Origin of the sequence: Gillisia sp. Hel_I_86, assembly GCF_007827275.1 — a bacterium.
In the GTDB taxonomy this organism is placed as follows: domain Bacteria; phylum Bacteroidota; class Bacteroidia; order Flavobacteriales; family Flavobacteriaceae; genus Gillisia.
In genome coordinates this window covers 770809-785096 of record NZ_VISE01000001.1, presented here as the reverse complement: position 1 = coordinate 785096, position 14288 = coordinate 770809, and the positions used below count along the sequence as shown (strand labels likewise).

The 14288-nt window shown below is 39.4% G+C and carries 13 protein-coding genes; 11 read left to right on the top strand and 2 right to left on the bottom strand.

Going from position 1 to position 14288, the window contains the following annotated elements:
• Positions 1 to 4: 4 nt before the first annotated feature.
• Genes JM83_RS03485 through JM83_RS03470 form a run of 4 tightly spaced genes read left to right on the top strand, consistent with a single transcriptional unit; the run spans position 5 to position 5097 of the window.
• Positions 5 to 691: a c-type cytochrome gene (locus tag JM83_RS03485; RefSeq protein ID WP_144959406.1), complete on the top strand. Its 687-nt coding sequence runs from the start codon at positions 5 to 7 to the stop codon at positions 689 to 691.
• Between the two features lie 26 nt (positions 692 to 717).
• Positions 718 to 2064 carry a quinol:cytochrome C oxidoreductase gene (locus JM83_RS03480; RefSeq protein WP_144959404.1) on the top strand — a complete coding sequence of 449 codons (1347 nt, stop codon included), beginning with the start codon at positions 718 to 720 and terminating at the stop codon, positions 2062 to 2064.
• Positions 2065 to 2094: 30 nt separating this feature from the next.
• Complete coding sequence (locus JM83_RS03475) at positions 2095 to 3252, top strand: cytochrome c oxidase subunit II (protein ID WP_144959402.1); 1158 nt, start codon at positions 2095 to 2097, stop codon at positions 3250 to 3252.
• A gap of 18 nt (positions 3253 to 3270) precedes the next feature.
• Positions 3271 to 5097: a cbb3-type cytochrome c oxidase subunit I gene (locus JM83_RS03470; RefSeq protein WP_144959400.1), complete on the top strand. Its 1827-nt coding sequence runs from the start codon at positions 3271 to 3273 to the stop codon at positions 5095 to 5097.
• 383 nt (positions 5098 to 5480) lie between these two features.
• On the opposite strand, the gene JM83_RS03465 is transcribed toward JM83_RS03470, so the two are convergent.
• On the bottom strand, positions 5481 to 7676 hold the full coding sequence (locus JM83_RS03465; protein ID WP_144959398.1) for a DUF5916 domain-containing protein: 2196 nt from the start codon (positions 7674 to 7676) through the stop codon (positions 5481 to 5483).
• 116 nt (positions 7677 to 7792) lie between these two features.
• On the opposite strand from JM83_RS03465, the gene ruvB reads away from it, so the two are divergent.
• The 4 genes from ruvB (at position 7793) to JM83_RS03445 (ending at position 11871) form a co-directional block, all read left to right on the top strand.
• Complete coding sequence (ruvB, locus tag JM83_RS03460) at positions 7793 to 8815, top strand: Holliday junction branch migration DNA helicase RuvB (protein ID WP_144959396.1); 1023 nt, start codon at positions 7793 to 7795, stop codon at positions 8813 to 8815.
• A gap of 363 nt (positions 8816 to 9178) precedes the next feature.
• Positions 9179 to 10510 carry a cytochrome P450 gene (locus tag JM83_RS03455; protein WP_144959394.1) on the top strand — a complete coding sequence of 444 codons (1332 nt, stop codon included), beginning with the start codon at positions 9179 to 9181 and terminating at the stop codon, positions 10508 to 10510.
• A 5-nt stretch (positions 10511 to 10515) separates the two neighbouring features.
• On the top strand, positions 10516 to 11439 hold the full coding sequence (gene queG / locus JM83_RS03450; protein WP_144959392.1) for a tRNA epoxyqueuosine(34) reductase QueG: 924 nt from the start codon (positions 10516 to 10518) through the stop codon (positions 11437 to 11439).
• A gap of 141 nt (positions 11440 to 11580) precedes the next feature.
• A complete protein-coding gene (locus JM83_RS03445) occupies positions 11581 to 11871 on the top strand; it encodes a hypothetical protein (protein WP_144959390.1) in 291 nt (96 codons plus the stop codon).
• A gap of 66 nt (positions 11872 to 11937) precedes the next feature.
• Here the strand turns inward: JM83_RS03445 and JM83_RS03440 are convergent, their stop codons facing one another.
• Positions 11938 to 12255 carry an IS630 transposase-related protein gene (locus JM83_RS03440; RefSeq protein WP_144959388.1) on the bottom strand — a complete coding sequence of 106 codons (318 nt, stop codon included), beginning with the start codon at positions 12253 to 12255 and terminating at the stop codon, positions 11938 to 11940.
• A gap of 341 nt (positions 12256 to 12596) precedes the next feature.
• On the opposite strand from JM83_RS03440, the gene JM83_RS03435 reads away from it, so the two are divergent.
• From JM83_RS03435 to rpsG, 3 genes are all read left to right on the top strand, one after another.
• A complete protein-coding gene (locus JM83_RS03435) occupies positions 12597 to 12947 on the top strand; it encodes a transposase (RefSeq protein WP_144959386.1) in 351 nt (116 codons plus the stop codon).
• A gap of 399 nt (positions 12948 to 13346) precedes the next feature.
• Positions 13347 to 13721 carry a 30S ribosomal protein S12 gene (gene rpsL / locus JM83_RS03430; protein ID WP_144959384.1) on the top strand — a complete coding sequence of 125 codons (375 nt, stop codon included), beginning with the start codon at positions 13347 to 13349 and terminating at the stop codon, positions 13719 to 13721.
• A gap of 86 nt (positions 13722 to 13807) precedes the next feature.
• A complete protein-coding gene (gene rpsG / locus JM83_RS03425) occupies positions 13808 to 14284 on the top strand; it encodes a 30S ribosomal protein S7 (protein ID WP_010230118.1) in 477 nt (158 codons plus the stop codon).
• Positions 14285 to 14288: the final 4 nt, after the last annotated feature.

The following is a 14288-nucleotide window of genomic DNA, read 5'->3' as shown; positions in this document are numbered from 1 at the left end:
CAGAATGAAAAGTTTATTTCATAAATCAATAGTTTTATTCCTTGTTGTTGCTACGGCTACCTCTTGTTTCAATAAAGAGAAGCCCAACTATCAATATTTCCCCGATATGTACGAGCCTGTACCTTACGAAGCTTTTGGAGAGTACGATATTTTTGTAAATGGGCAAGAAGCTAAGTTACCGGTGGAAGGTACCATCCCAAGAGGGTGGACTCCTTACGGCTTCGAAAATTCTTTTGATGGTTATTTGCAATCTAAAGCGCAGTTAACCAACCCGTTGCCTTATTCTGAAAAGAATATCGCTGCAGGGCAACAATTGTATACAATTTACTGTGCGGTTTGTCATGGAGATCAAGGAGACGGAAAAGGGATCTTGGTAGAACGGGAAAAAATATTGGGGGTACCTAGTTATGACGATGCGGGAAGGGCGATTACGGAAGGTAGTATCTATCACGTTATGTACTATGGGATAAACTCCATGGGGTCTTATGCCTCACAAACAACTATCGAAGAACGTTGGCAAATAGATCATTATGTGATGAAGTTGAAAGGAACTTTGGAAGGAAAACCTGAAAGAACATTTCAAAGTGATACGGCTTCCGTAAAAAAGAATCTAGTTCCTGCAGTAAATGCTGATGAAACCATTTTAGGTGCCGATGCCAATGCGGAACAAGACCAAGAAAGTACAAACTAAAAATAACTGCACTTAGATATATTAATATGTACACGCTATCAAGTAGATTAAAATTAACAGCAATCATTTTTATGGTTGTTGGAGCTATTGGCCTTGTTTACGGCTTTATTGCTGCCCCAGATACTATAGAAGATGTAAAGGAAATGATGGCCGCAGATGCACACGATGGTCCCGAAGAGGTTGCAGTTTTAGAAAACGATGCCCACCTTGCTAACCCAGAACCTACCGAAGGACATGATGCGACTGTAGGAGAAGCTGGCCACGATAATGAACATTATGAGCATATATTGCACCAATTGCAAAACAAGCCTTGGGCTGCTGTTTATATTGCTGCATTTTTCTTTTTTATGATTGCCCTTGGGACAATGGCTTTTTATGCCCTTCAACAAGCTTCACAGGCAGGATGGTCTCCTGTATTGTTTAGGGTCATGGATGGAATCACGGCTTATTTGTTGCCGGGAAGTATCATTATGTTTATCCTTCTGGCACTATCTGGTTTCCATTTTAACCATTTGTTCACTTGGATGGATCCAGAGGTTGTAGCTCACGATGAACTTATTCAGAACAAAACAGCATATTTAAATGTGCCATTTTTATTGATAAGGGCTGCAATTTACATAGCAGGTTGGAACATCTTTAGATATTTGATAAGAAGAAACTCATTAAGATTGGATGAAGCCACAGATGATAGGTTGCACAAAACAAACTTTAAACTAGCTGCAGGGTTCTTGGTGTTCTTTTTGGTTACAGAATCCATGATGTCCTGGGATTGGATCATGAGTGTAGATCCGCACTGGTTTAGTACCTTGTTTGGATGGTACGTATTTTCAAGTTTGATCGTATCTGCGGTTACTATGATTGCTTTAGTTTCTATATATTTAAAATCTAGAGGGTATTTGGAATATGTGAATGATTCCCATATCCATGATTTGGCAAAATACATGTTTGGTTTTAGTATTTTCTGGGCCTATCTTTGGTTCTCTCAATATATGTTGATCTGGTATTCGAATATCCCGGAAGAAGTGACCTATTTTATAACAAGAATAGAAGACTATAACTTGCCTTTCTTTGGAATGGTGGTATTGAACTTTGTATTCCCGGTATTGTTGCTTATGAATAGCGACTATAAACGAATTAATTTGTTCGTAATTATATCTGGGATTATCATTCTATGTGGCCATTATTTGGATATTTTTGTAATGATTATGCCAGCCACGGTTGGGGAGTCATGGTTTATAGGAATACCTGAAATTAGTGCTTTATTGCTGTTTTCAGGCTTGTTTGTATTTGTAGTGTTTCGTGGACTTACAAAAGCTCCGTTGCTGCCAAAACGCAATCCGTTTATTGAGGAGAGCAAGCATTTTCATTATTAATAAAAGATTGTTTAAAGAAGAAATAAAAAAATGACTGTATTTTTAGTAATCATTGTAATAGCACTTTTTGCCGTAACCATATGGCAAATGTCCAAGATTTTTCAGCTGTCCAAAGGTTCCAATGCCGATAGTTCTGAAATAGCTAACGATAATGATAATAGGCAGCAAGCGAAGCTTATGCTTTGGTTTATGATTTTTATCTATGTGGGGATGGCCTATAGTTTTTGGCACTACAGCAAATTCTATTTGCCGGAAGCTTCTTCTGCCCACGGGAGTGAAGTAGATACTTTGATGTTTATCACTATTGCGCTTATCATGTTCGTACAAGTGATTACACAAGGATTGCTGCACTGGTTCGCATACAAGTATCGTGGGAAAAAAGGGAAGAAAGCATTGTTCTTTGCAGATAACGACAGACTGGAATTTATCTGGACCATTATTCCAGTAATAGTATTGGCAGGATTGATTATCTACGGATTGTTCACTTGGTCCGATATTATGAATATCAACGAAGAGGAAGACCCTATAGTTATTGAGATCTATGCATACCAGTTTGCTTGGAGAGCTCGTTATGCTGGAGCAGATAATACACTTGGAAAAGCAAATGTTCGTTTTATTCAGGGAGTAAATCAGTTAGGGGTAGACGAGAGTGATTCTTATGGCAATGATGATGTTGTTATCAATGAATTGCACTTGCCAGTAGGAAAACCGGTACTCTTCAAATTTAGATCTCAAGATGTATTGCACTCTGCATATTTTCCTCACTTTAGGGCACAAATGAATGTTGTGCCCGGTATGATCACTCAGTTTGGTTTTACACCAACAATTACTTCTGAAGAAATTAGAGAAAGTGAGTATATGGTTGAAAAAGTGGGTAGGATTAACGAAATTAGAAAAGATAAATCGGAAGGACTAGCGGCTGCAGGGGAAATGCCTTTAGATGCTTATGAGTTTGAATATTACTTGCTATGTAACAAGATTTGTGGCCAAGGGCACTACAACATGCAAATGAAGATAGTTGTGGAAAGTGAAGAGGATTACAATGCTTGGTTGAAAGAACAACAAACATTTGGAGAGACCATGGCAGCACAACCAAAAACGCAACAAAATGTTCCTGTTGAGTTGGAAGAAGCCCCTATGGAAACAGAAGATGTAGAAGTAGCAGTAGTTGAAAAAAAGAACAATTAAAAGTAAAGATTAAGAGATATGTCAGCAGTAGGACACGCAACGGTAGCTCACGCACATGATGACCATGGACATGACCATCATCATAAGCAAACCTTTATAACGAAATACATTTTTAGTACAGACCATAAGATGATTGCCAAGCAATATCTTATCACTGGACTGTTAATGGGTATTGTTGGAATCTCAATGTCGGTTCTATTTAGAATGCAATTGGCATGGCCAGAAGAATCTTTTTGGATCTTCGAAGCACTTCTGGGTAAATGGGCTCCAGGTGGGGTGATGACTCCTGAAATCTATTTGGCATTAGTGACCATTCATGGCACTATCATGGTGTTCTTTGTGCTTACTGCCGGATTGAGTGGTACATTTAGTAACCTTTTAATTCCACTGCAAATTGGGGCAAGGGATATGGCATCTGGTTTCTTGAACATGATCTCTTACTGGTTATTTTTCTTATCCAGTGTGGTGATGTTAAGTTCTCTATTTGTGGAAGCAGGACCTGCATCTGCCGGTTGGACGATTTATCCTCCATTAAGTGCCTTGCCACAAGCAATTGGTGGTTCTGGAATGGGAATGACACTTTGGTTGACTTCTATGGCTATTTTCATCGCGTCTTCTTTAATGGGATCTTTGAACTACATTGTAACCGTGATCAATCTTAGAACTAAGGGAATGTCTATGACCAGGCTGCCTTTAACCATTTGGGCCTTCTTTGTAACTGCAATTATTGGGGTTGTTTCTTTCCCGGTGTTGCTTTCTGCAGCATTACTACTTATTATGGATAGAAGTTTTGGAACTTCGTTCTTCTTAAGTGATATCTTTATTCAAGGGGAAGTATTAAGCCATCAAGGTGGTTCACCTGTATTGTTCGAACATTTGTTCTGGTTCTTGGGACACCCGGAAGTATATATCGTGATCTTACCTGCCATGGGTCTGGTATCGGAAATTATGGCAACCAACTCTCGTAAACCAATTTTTGGATATAGGGCGATGGTAGCTTCAATCTTGGCAATTGCATTTCTATCTACAATTGTGTGGGGCCACCATATGTTTGTCTCTGGGATGAATCCGTTCCTAGGATCGGTATTTACCTTTACAACCTTGTTGATTGCAATTCCATCTGCCGTAAAGGCCTTTAACTGGATTACTACTTTATGGAAAGGTAATTTACAAATGAACCCGGCAATGTTGTTCTCTATAGGTTTCGTTTCCACATTTATTACCGGTGGTTTAACAGGGATTATCTTAGGGGATAGTACCTTGGATATCAACGTTCACGATACCTATTTTGTAATTGCTCACTTCCATTTGGTAATGGGGATCTCTGCACTGTACGGATTATTGGCGGGGGTTTATCACTGGTTCCCCAAGATGTTTGGTAGAATGATGAACAAGAACCTTGGTTATGTTCACTTTTGGGTAACCGCGATTGGAGCGTATGGGGTATTCTTCCCAATGCACTTTATCGGGATGGCAGGACTACCGCGTAGATATTACACGAACACGGCATTTCCTTATTTCGATGATCTTGCAGATGTGAATGTGGTTATTACCGTGTTTGCTATCATTACTGCAGCAGTACAATTGGTTTTCTTATGGAATTTCTTTAGCTCTATTTTCTTCGGAAAGAAAGCTGTAATGAATCCTTGGAATGCAAATACTTTAGAATGGACTGCTCCGGTAGAACACATCCATGGAAATTGGTACGGTGAAATTCCTTCAGTATATAGATGGCCTTACGATTATAGTAAAACCAATGAAGACGGAGAATACGTGATTGCAGGACAAGATTTTGTTCCGCAGAACGTACCACTTCAAGAAGGGGAAGAAGAAATGAATCATTAAACAAGATTTACTTATATAACACAAAAAAGCCCAGAAATTAATTTCTGGGCTTTTTTGCTTGAATAACGTAGCTCAAGTTACCTCTACCATGATTTAAAGTCCTCTCCTCAGGGAGCCCGTCTCTCTGCCCGCCAGGTTATACTAGCTTTAGACACCATCTTGGTTAGAAGTTATATTAAAAATAGTGACTTACGTTGAATATTGTTTATCAGTCGTTCACAATCAAGTCTTTGTTCTTGTCTCTAGCAGCGAAGCAGTTCTTAATCCTTACAGCTACTAATGATTTAGTTTGTATTTAACCATCCCAATCCCGGCCAATTTCCCAAGGGAAGGGAGCAAAGTTTTCTTGTTACAAATGCTTTTCTAAACTAGACCAATAACTTTTATAAATAAAGCCAGTAGGTGACCTTTAAGTTCATGGTTCTAAACCTAGGGGTTAAGGAATCGTTTGTATAATAATTATCGTTGTAGATCAAATAAAGGTCGGAGAGTGGCGCAAACCTCCATTGCAGTCTAGAATTAAACCCAAGGTTATCTTCCTGATTGCTATATTGGATCAAGGTGGCCCAAAAAATAGATTTTGTTAATGTGACATCTATATTAGCACCTAACAGCCATATTTCATTGCCGGCATAGGGAGAGGGCAGGTCTAATTTATCGTACCGGACATTTAACCCTATTAAATATTTTGGTTGTATTCTCAAATTAACTTCTACTTGTGGTGTTAAAATCGTTCCATTAAAAAATTGCCCATAGGTAAGACCTGCACTATACGAGAAAGCCGCTCTTTCGTCACTCCTATACCTAATGTTCCCACTGGTATAATAATAGTCTGTATTTGCCGGTAAAGGAGTTTTTCCAGATCTGGACGGGTCAAAAGAATTAAAGAGATAGGTGTATTTGTTGAATAAATTAAAAGACACTTCTGAAGTATTCTTAAACCCAAGGTTCCATTCTGTTCTAATGTCGTAATCTGTTAGCTGAAAATCTAAACCGGGTTTCCAAGTAACATTTGGAGTGATACTAAGGTTGTGGAGGTTTACTGTTCCTTTTTTTGGAAAGATCAAATATTCAACTTGGGGATCTATCCTAAAAATTCCTTTTCTGGGAACAAAACCTAAATCTGACGTGAAATTATTTCCAATAAAAAAGCCGCTCCCGCGAATCCGCCATTTTTCATTATTATATGTTAGTGTCGCGCCCGAGGAATAATTATCTGCTTCTTCCTTTTCTGGGCTAAAGGAGGTATGGGTATAAAATTTTCCATTCCAAGTGTTGTCCTTATTGGCTAAATTATAGTCTAACCCCACCACCCTATTATATTTACCGGTGGCTGTTGCGAAACCTTCATCGCTTGTGTTTTGTCGATTTACGAAAATCGCGCTTATATTGGAGCGGCTAAATAATTTATGCTGCAATGCAACAACCATATTATTATTAGATGCTATCTGGAAAGCCTCATCTTTCGCAGTTTGCATATTCAAAATTCCTATTCGAAAATTGTTGTTCACTTTTCCACTTAATCTTGCCCCAGCAATTATATCGTTGGACCTATTAATACCACTGCTATCTTTTGCTATCCCAATACGTCTGGAAAAAAAGGGATTGGCACTTTCAGGATTTCCAAAATCGGCAAAAAGATCATTGTTTTCAATAAAAAATTGCCGACGTTCTGGTAAGTTTATTTCAAATCTAGTAAGGTTGGTAATTAAATTATCTGCTTCTACTTGAGAAAAATCAGGATTCACAGTTAGGTCTACATTCAAACTGTTGCCCAGTATGAATTTTGCATCACCCCCCACTTTAAAATCAGATAGGTTTTTGTTAAACTCAAAATCTTTTCCAAGCCCGGCGCTAACATATGGAATGATAGAGATAGGACTTTTGATCCCCTTGAGGGGTTGCTCAAAGATCATATTGCCCATAAATGCCAAATTAAAGATGTATTGACTTCTAGGAATACGTATCCAAGTATTTCGCTCGTTTCCTTGGGTATCGAATTGATAGGAATTAAACCGCCATTTTGTCTCTCCGGGATTAAATTTGAAAGCTGAGAGGGGGATAGACCATTCACTAATATAATAACCATCATAGATCTTGGTTTCCCCATACCATTTGGTGTCCCAACTTGTGGTAAAGCCACTTAAACTGGTTCCTCCCCCAGACACCAAGGCTTCCCGCCTCACCCCGGCAGGGTTTGCCCCAAATAAAAAAGCATTTGATCCATCATTAAAAGTATCGAACAAAAGCGTGATATTGTCGCTCCCCCCAGCTCTAAAATCCCTCCTTAAAGATGGAACTATGTAGTTATTTCCAATAGAATTTACCCTTATACCAACATAGAGGTTCTTCTCATCGTACATCATTTTGATCTCTGTATGGTTTGTTGCGAGGAGACTATCTGTTGGAAAGTATTGCCAAAAGTCTTTAGCGGGCTCTGAAGTATTCCACGCAGGTTCATCTAGAATAGCATCTAGTTTAATAGGTTCAGAAATTTTTTTAACGATAACGTTTTTTTCTTGTGCTATGAGTACTGTTGTGACGAACAAGAAAACTAAATAGAAGTAAGCTTTAGCCATAAGATGTTTACAATGCATTACTAAAATAGTAAATGAGAAGTGATTAATCCCTGTGATACTTTATTTAATCCATTCAATTAAGATTTGTCTATTCCAACGATTTGTATATTTGTGAAATGAACGAGCATCTAGACCCAACCAATGAGAATTTTTCTTCAGAAGAAGTAGATATAGACAGGGCATTACGCCCCCTCAGTTTCGACGATTTTGCAGGTCAGGATCAAGTACTGGGAAATCTTAAAATCTTTGTGCAGGCTGCAAACCAACGTGGGGAAGCATTGGACCATACCTTGTTTCATGGACCTCCAGGCTTGGGCAAGACCACTTTGGCCCATATTCTGGCCAATGAGCTGGGAGTGGGCATTAAAGTAACCTCTGGGCCTGTTGTGGATAAACCTGGGGACCTTGCTGGATTATTGACCAACCTGGAAGAACGGGATGTATTGTTCATAGATGAGATCCATAGGTTGAGCCCTATTGTAGAGGAATATTTATATTCTGCAATGGAGGACTATAAGATCGATATCATGATCGAGAGCGGGCCAAATGCAAGAACAGTTCAAATAAATTTGAATCCGTTTACCTTAATTGGGGCCACCACCAGGTCTGGGTTGTTAACAGCTCCAATGCGGGCAAGGTTCGGGATTTCCAGCCGACTTCAATACTACACCACAGAACTACTTTCTACCATCCTTCAACGAAGTGCAGATATTTTGAACGTGCCTTTGGCTTTGGATGCCGCCATAGAGATTGCTGGGCGAAGCAGGGGAACACCCCGTATTGCAAATGCATTATTAAGGAGGGTGCGGGATTTTGCCCAAATTAAAGGGAATGGAAAAATCGATATGGAAATAGCCAAATACAGCTTAAAAGCACTAAATGTGGACGCACATGGTTTGGATGAAATGGATAATAAGATCTTGACCACCATTATAGATAAATTTAAAGGAGGTCCGGTAGGGATAACTACCTTGGCAACCGCGGTGAGTGAAAATGCTGAAACTATTGAAGAAGTGTACGAACCGTTTTTGATCCAACAAGGTTTTATTTTTAGAACTCCAAGAGGTAGGGAAGTTACGGAGGCGGCTTACAAACATTTGGGTCGGATTAAAGGAAGCACTCAAGGTGGACTTTTTTAAAATTGAATTTATTCTACGTATATTCTTTTTTCCAATAAAGCACTTAACCATCTTGTCACCCTAAGACCTGTGATAGAAAAATTTATCTAGCGTAGGAAATTGACGTATTTTTTATATAAGCTGATGCGATGCTGAAACAAGTTCAGCATGACGACAATTCCGCATCGTCACCCTGAACTGGTTTCAGGGTCTTGGATTCACAAATAAATAAAAATCCGTCAATGATAGCTGGTTTCAGGGTCTCCTTCGGACATAGTGAGATGCTGAAACGAGTTCAGCATGACGAAAAACCTGACTATAAATAGATAAATCAAAGTACTCGTACTAAACCTCAAAATAGTTTGTTTTTAAAAATTCAAAACAATGAGCAAAAAAAATATTCCACGAGTTTCCTTTTTCAAATTTTTGAAGCATGCCCAGAATATTCTTAAAAACCCACTGCCCTTCCATCATAGAAATTTCGAAAAGCATGGGGATACCTTTCGGTTGGTCATCGGACCTGGGAAATCTGTTATATTTTCCAGAGATGCCTATTTAGCAGAGTATGTGCTTCAAAAAAACCAGAAGGACTACGCGAAATCTCCTATTCAAACCAAAGATCTGGCAAAATATGTAGGCCGCGGATTATTGACTGCGGAAGGGGAGCATTGGAAAAAACAGCGAAAATTAATTCAGCCGGCATTTCACAAAAAACAACTCACTTTGTTGTTGGAAAGCATTCAAAATGCAGTCCTCACAGAACTGCATAAAATTGAAACAGGGAAAGAAATCGATGTTTTTCCCATTTTTAATGATCTCGCCTTTCAAACGGTGGTAAAATCATTGTTTAGTAGTGCGGTTGGAGATAAAGATATTGCCAGATTGCAGTATATAACCGAAGCTGCTCAAAAAATGCTGGTTAAAGAACTGCGCCAGCCCTTTAAAAGTTGGTGGTTCAAAATTGGTGGCGAGATCAAGAAACATACAGATCTTACCGATGAAGCACGGGTGATCCTCAAAAAATTGGTGAAAGCTAGAAAGGAAAGTGAACAACGGCACAATGACCTTTTGGATATGCTTTTGGATGCCCGATATGAGGATGGAACCGAAATGGACGAGGAGCAATTGATAGATGAAATCTTGATCTTATTTGTCGCAGGCCACGAAACCACCTCTAATGCCTTGACATTTGCCGTTCTGTTATTGGCAAGAAACCCAGAAGCCCAGGATAAAATCGTTTTAGAAGTTGCAGCTGCAAAAGAAAATCCTTCGTGTTTAATGGAATTTATCCAAACTTGTAGCTACACAAAAAAGGTGGTCGAGGAAACCATGCGTTTATATCCTCCGGCCTACTTTATAGATCGCATTAGTTTGGAAGATGATGAATTTGAAAATATGCCAATTCCAAAAGGTTCCAATTTATTGTTTTCCTTTCACGAGATCCATAGGCATCCTTCGCATTGGGCAGATCCAGAGAAATTCGATCCAGAAAGATTTTCAAGTTCAGATCCTTATTTGCACACTCCTTTTTATGCACCATTTGGTGCGGGTCCAAGAAAATGTATAGGCAATAACTTCGCGATGTTCGAAATGATAATTGCAATTGCAGAAATGGTAGAAAATTACAAAATTTCTCCAAAGACAACTCCAATTGAAATCCTGCCTTTAATTACTTTGAAGCCAAAAAATGCTATTTTAAGGTTTCAAAAGAGATAGCAGTGATGTTGCAAAAAGCTAAATATTCTAAACTTATAAAAACTAAGGCTAAACGCCTCGGTTTTATGTCTTGTGGCATTTCCAAAGCTGGATTTCTAGAAGAGGAGGCTCCACGTTTGGAAAATTGGTTGAAACAGGATATGCAGGGAGAAATGCACTATATGGAGAATCATTTCGACAAACGACTTGATCCCACAAAACTAGTGGAAGGTTCAAAAAGTGTAATTTCTTTGTTGCTTAATTATTATCCTTCAGCACTACAGCGGGAAGATTCCTATAAAATCAGCAAATATGCTTACGGCATAGATTATCATTTCGTGATCAAAGAGAAACTGAAGCATTTGCTTCAGTTCATTCAGCAAGAAATAGGAGAAGTAGGTGGGCGAGCTTTTGTGGACTCGGCTCCAGTATTGGATAAAGCTTGGGCTGCAAAAAGTGGACTAGGTTGGATTGGGAAACATTCAAACCTTTTGACCAAACAAGCTGGTTCTTTCTATTTCATCGCAGAACTCATTGTGGATCTGGATCTGGAATACGACCTTCCAGTGACTGATCACTGTGGAAGCTGCACGGCCTGCATAGATGCTTGCCCAACTCAAGCCATTGTAGAGCCTTATAAAGTAGATGGCAGTAAATGCATTTCTTACTTCACGATCGAATTGAAGAATGAGTTGCCAAACACCTATAAGAATCAGTTCGACGATTGGATGTTCGGTTGTGATGTTTGCCAGGATGTATGCCCTTGGAACAAGTTCTCAAAATCCCATAATGAACCTTTGTTCGATCCCAATCCGCAGCTTTTAAATTTTGATAGGAAAGATTGGGAAGAGCTCACAAAGGAAACTTTTGATGAGATCTTTAGAAAATCGGCTGTAAAAAGGACTAAGTTCGATGGTTTAAAAAGGAATATCGAGTTTCTGAAAGAATAGATTTTTAACTTCATTTTTTTGGATTCCCTTAAATCCGCAAGCCATTGTTGATAAGAAAGTGGAAAAGTCAATGAAAACAATGCTCCAGAGACTTTTCCCTTTCAATTATTTTCACCTGTTTGGGTGAAAACATCCTGACAGATGAAATGTACATATTCACCACAAAACATACAATCTTTTGGCGGGATAAATTTCGCCGATAAAATTTTACGCAACGCCGGCATCTATGGCCATATAAATGAGGCCCTTGGAAACAGGGGCGTTATGGCCACTTATGGGCATAGCGACCTTTTCCGCTCCTACCTCTCCATGATCCTGTGCGGCGGGGAATGTGCCGAGGACATCACCGAGCACCTCACCAGTGAACTGTCATCTTTAAAGGGCTTCAGGCCGCCTTCTGCCGATACCCTGTTGCGTGTTTATTTCAACTGAAAAGTATAAATAAACTCATATTTAAATATCGTAAGTTGAAATATCAACCGCTTTAGAGAATCGGCTTTAGGATGGAATAGCGTTTTTTTTATAGCTGATTTTCAGGCGCCTCAAGGCATAGTATATAGCACTTTGACTTACCCCAAACTTTTTTGCGCGTTCATATTGAAAATGATCTGGATTGTCCTCAACATCTTTACGTAAGGCCTCCATATCTATTTTGGTAGATGGCTTATTACGTTTGGATTTTGGTTCTATACGGTTTTGCCATCTGAAGAGCGTTCGTATTGGAACACCAAACCTATCACTTACTTCTTGAAAAGTGAGCTTCTCTTTTTGTTTTATTTTAAATACTTGTCCTCGAAAATCTACTGAATATCCCATACAGAAAGATACAAAAAATATGATAAATTATAATGATTTGTCTATAGCCCACGGGCGCATGGATTGTGGCTCGTTCACCAAAGACGTGGTGTCCGTGCTGGAGGCCAATACCTCCTTTTTCTATGTGCGGGCGCAACGCTGCGCCAACCTGCACGGAATCGTTTCAAAGATCGACCATTGGCAAAAAGTGGAAATAGGCCATAAAGAATACCAACTGGCCTCTATAGAATACGCCCCCATTTGGCGGGGGGAAGGCATACCGCTATGTGATAGGCCGCGAGAAAAAGACGAACGCCCAGGGAGACTTCTTCACCGGTGACCACTTCCTATATGGGGCCATCATGACCAACAACCGGGAGATGACAGACTTGGAGGTGATCAATTTTTACAACGACAGGGGCAACAGCGAACGCTTGTTCGATGAAATGAACAATGACTTCCTTTGGAAAAAAATGCCCTTCTCTTTCTTGCAGGAAAACACGGTGTTTTTGATCATGATGGGGATCTGCCGAAACCTGTACCACTTCCTCACCGAACACACCAGTAAAAAACTGGATTTTATAAAACCCAACTTCAGGTTGAAGAAGTTCATCTTCCGATTTATGGCCGTGCCCGCAAAATGGATAAAAAGTGGACGGCAATGGGTGCTGAAACTCTTTACGTCGAAAGATTACCACCCCTTGCTGGAGTGACCAAAAGAGGTGCTTCCACGGCACCAATGAAATGGCTTGCTTTTCAGTCAAATATACAACCCTTATAATCAGTATTTTGCAAATAAATAGGTTAACGGGCCTTTCGGCAACGGATCGCAGGAGCACGGGATTGGACAAAAAGTAAAATAGACGCCAAAAAATCACGGATCCAAACCAAACTGGGAGAAAAAGCAGGAAGGGTTTGCCCAGTTCAAACCTAAAAAATCGTGTTTTTCAAACCAAATTTTTAACCTGCGTATTTAAGGTAATTAAAAATTAATCGAGTTTTGCTTGAAAATTAATTAATTAAGATTTGAATAATCCGTTTTTAATTCTACCTTTGCAGACCCTAAAAAATAGGGAAGGTAATTTTATAACAATATAAGTGTAAAAGAAATTATGCCAACAATTTCACAATTAGTACGAAAAGGAAGAGCCAAAATAACCAAGAAGAGTAAATCGGCTGCTTTGGAATCGTGCCCTCAAAGACGAGGTGTGTGTACGCGTGTTTACACAACTACTCCTAAAAAACCTAACTCTGCAATGCGTAAAGTTGCAAGGGTAAGGTTGACCAATGGAAAAGAAGTGAACGCATACATCCCTGGTGAAGGACACAATCTACAAGAGCACTCGATAGTATTGGTTAGAGGCGGAAGGGTAAAAGATTTACCGGGAGTTAGATATCACATTGTTCGTGGTGCCTTGGATACCGCAGGTGTTGAAGGTAGAACGCAAAGAAGATCTAAGTACGGTGCAAAACGCCCTAAAAAGTAAAAAAGGTTAAAAGTTGTCAGTTAATAGTGAATGCTCTTTCACTTATAACCAATAACAATTAACAATTAACTTATTACAAAAAAGACATGAGAAAAAGACAGGCAAAAAAGAGGCCTCTTTTACCAGATCCAAAATTCAATGATCAGTTAGTAACCCGTTTTGTTAACATGATGATGTGGGATGGTAAAAAATCAGTTTCTTTCAAAGTATTCTATGATGCTATTGCGATTGTAGAAGAGAAAAAACAAGATGAAGAGAAGACAGGCCTTGAGGTTTGGAAAGATGCTCTTTCTAATGTAATGCCACACGTGGAAGTAAGGAGTAGACGTGTTGGAGGTGCAACTTTTCAGATCCCTATGCAAATTAGGCCAGATCGTAAAGTTTCAACTGCAATGAAATGGTTGATCTCTTATTCTAGAAAGCGTAACGAGAAATCTATGGCCCAGAGATTGGCTGCAGAAGTAATTGCTGCTGCCAAGGAAGAAGGTGCTGCTGTTAAGAAAAGAGTAGATACCCATAAGATGGCTGAAGCTAACAAAGCATTCTCTCACTTTAGATTCTAAAAAA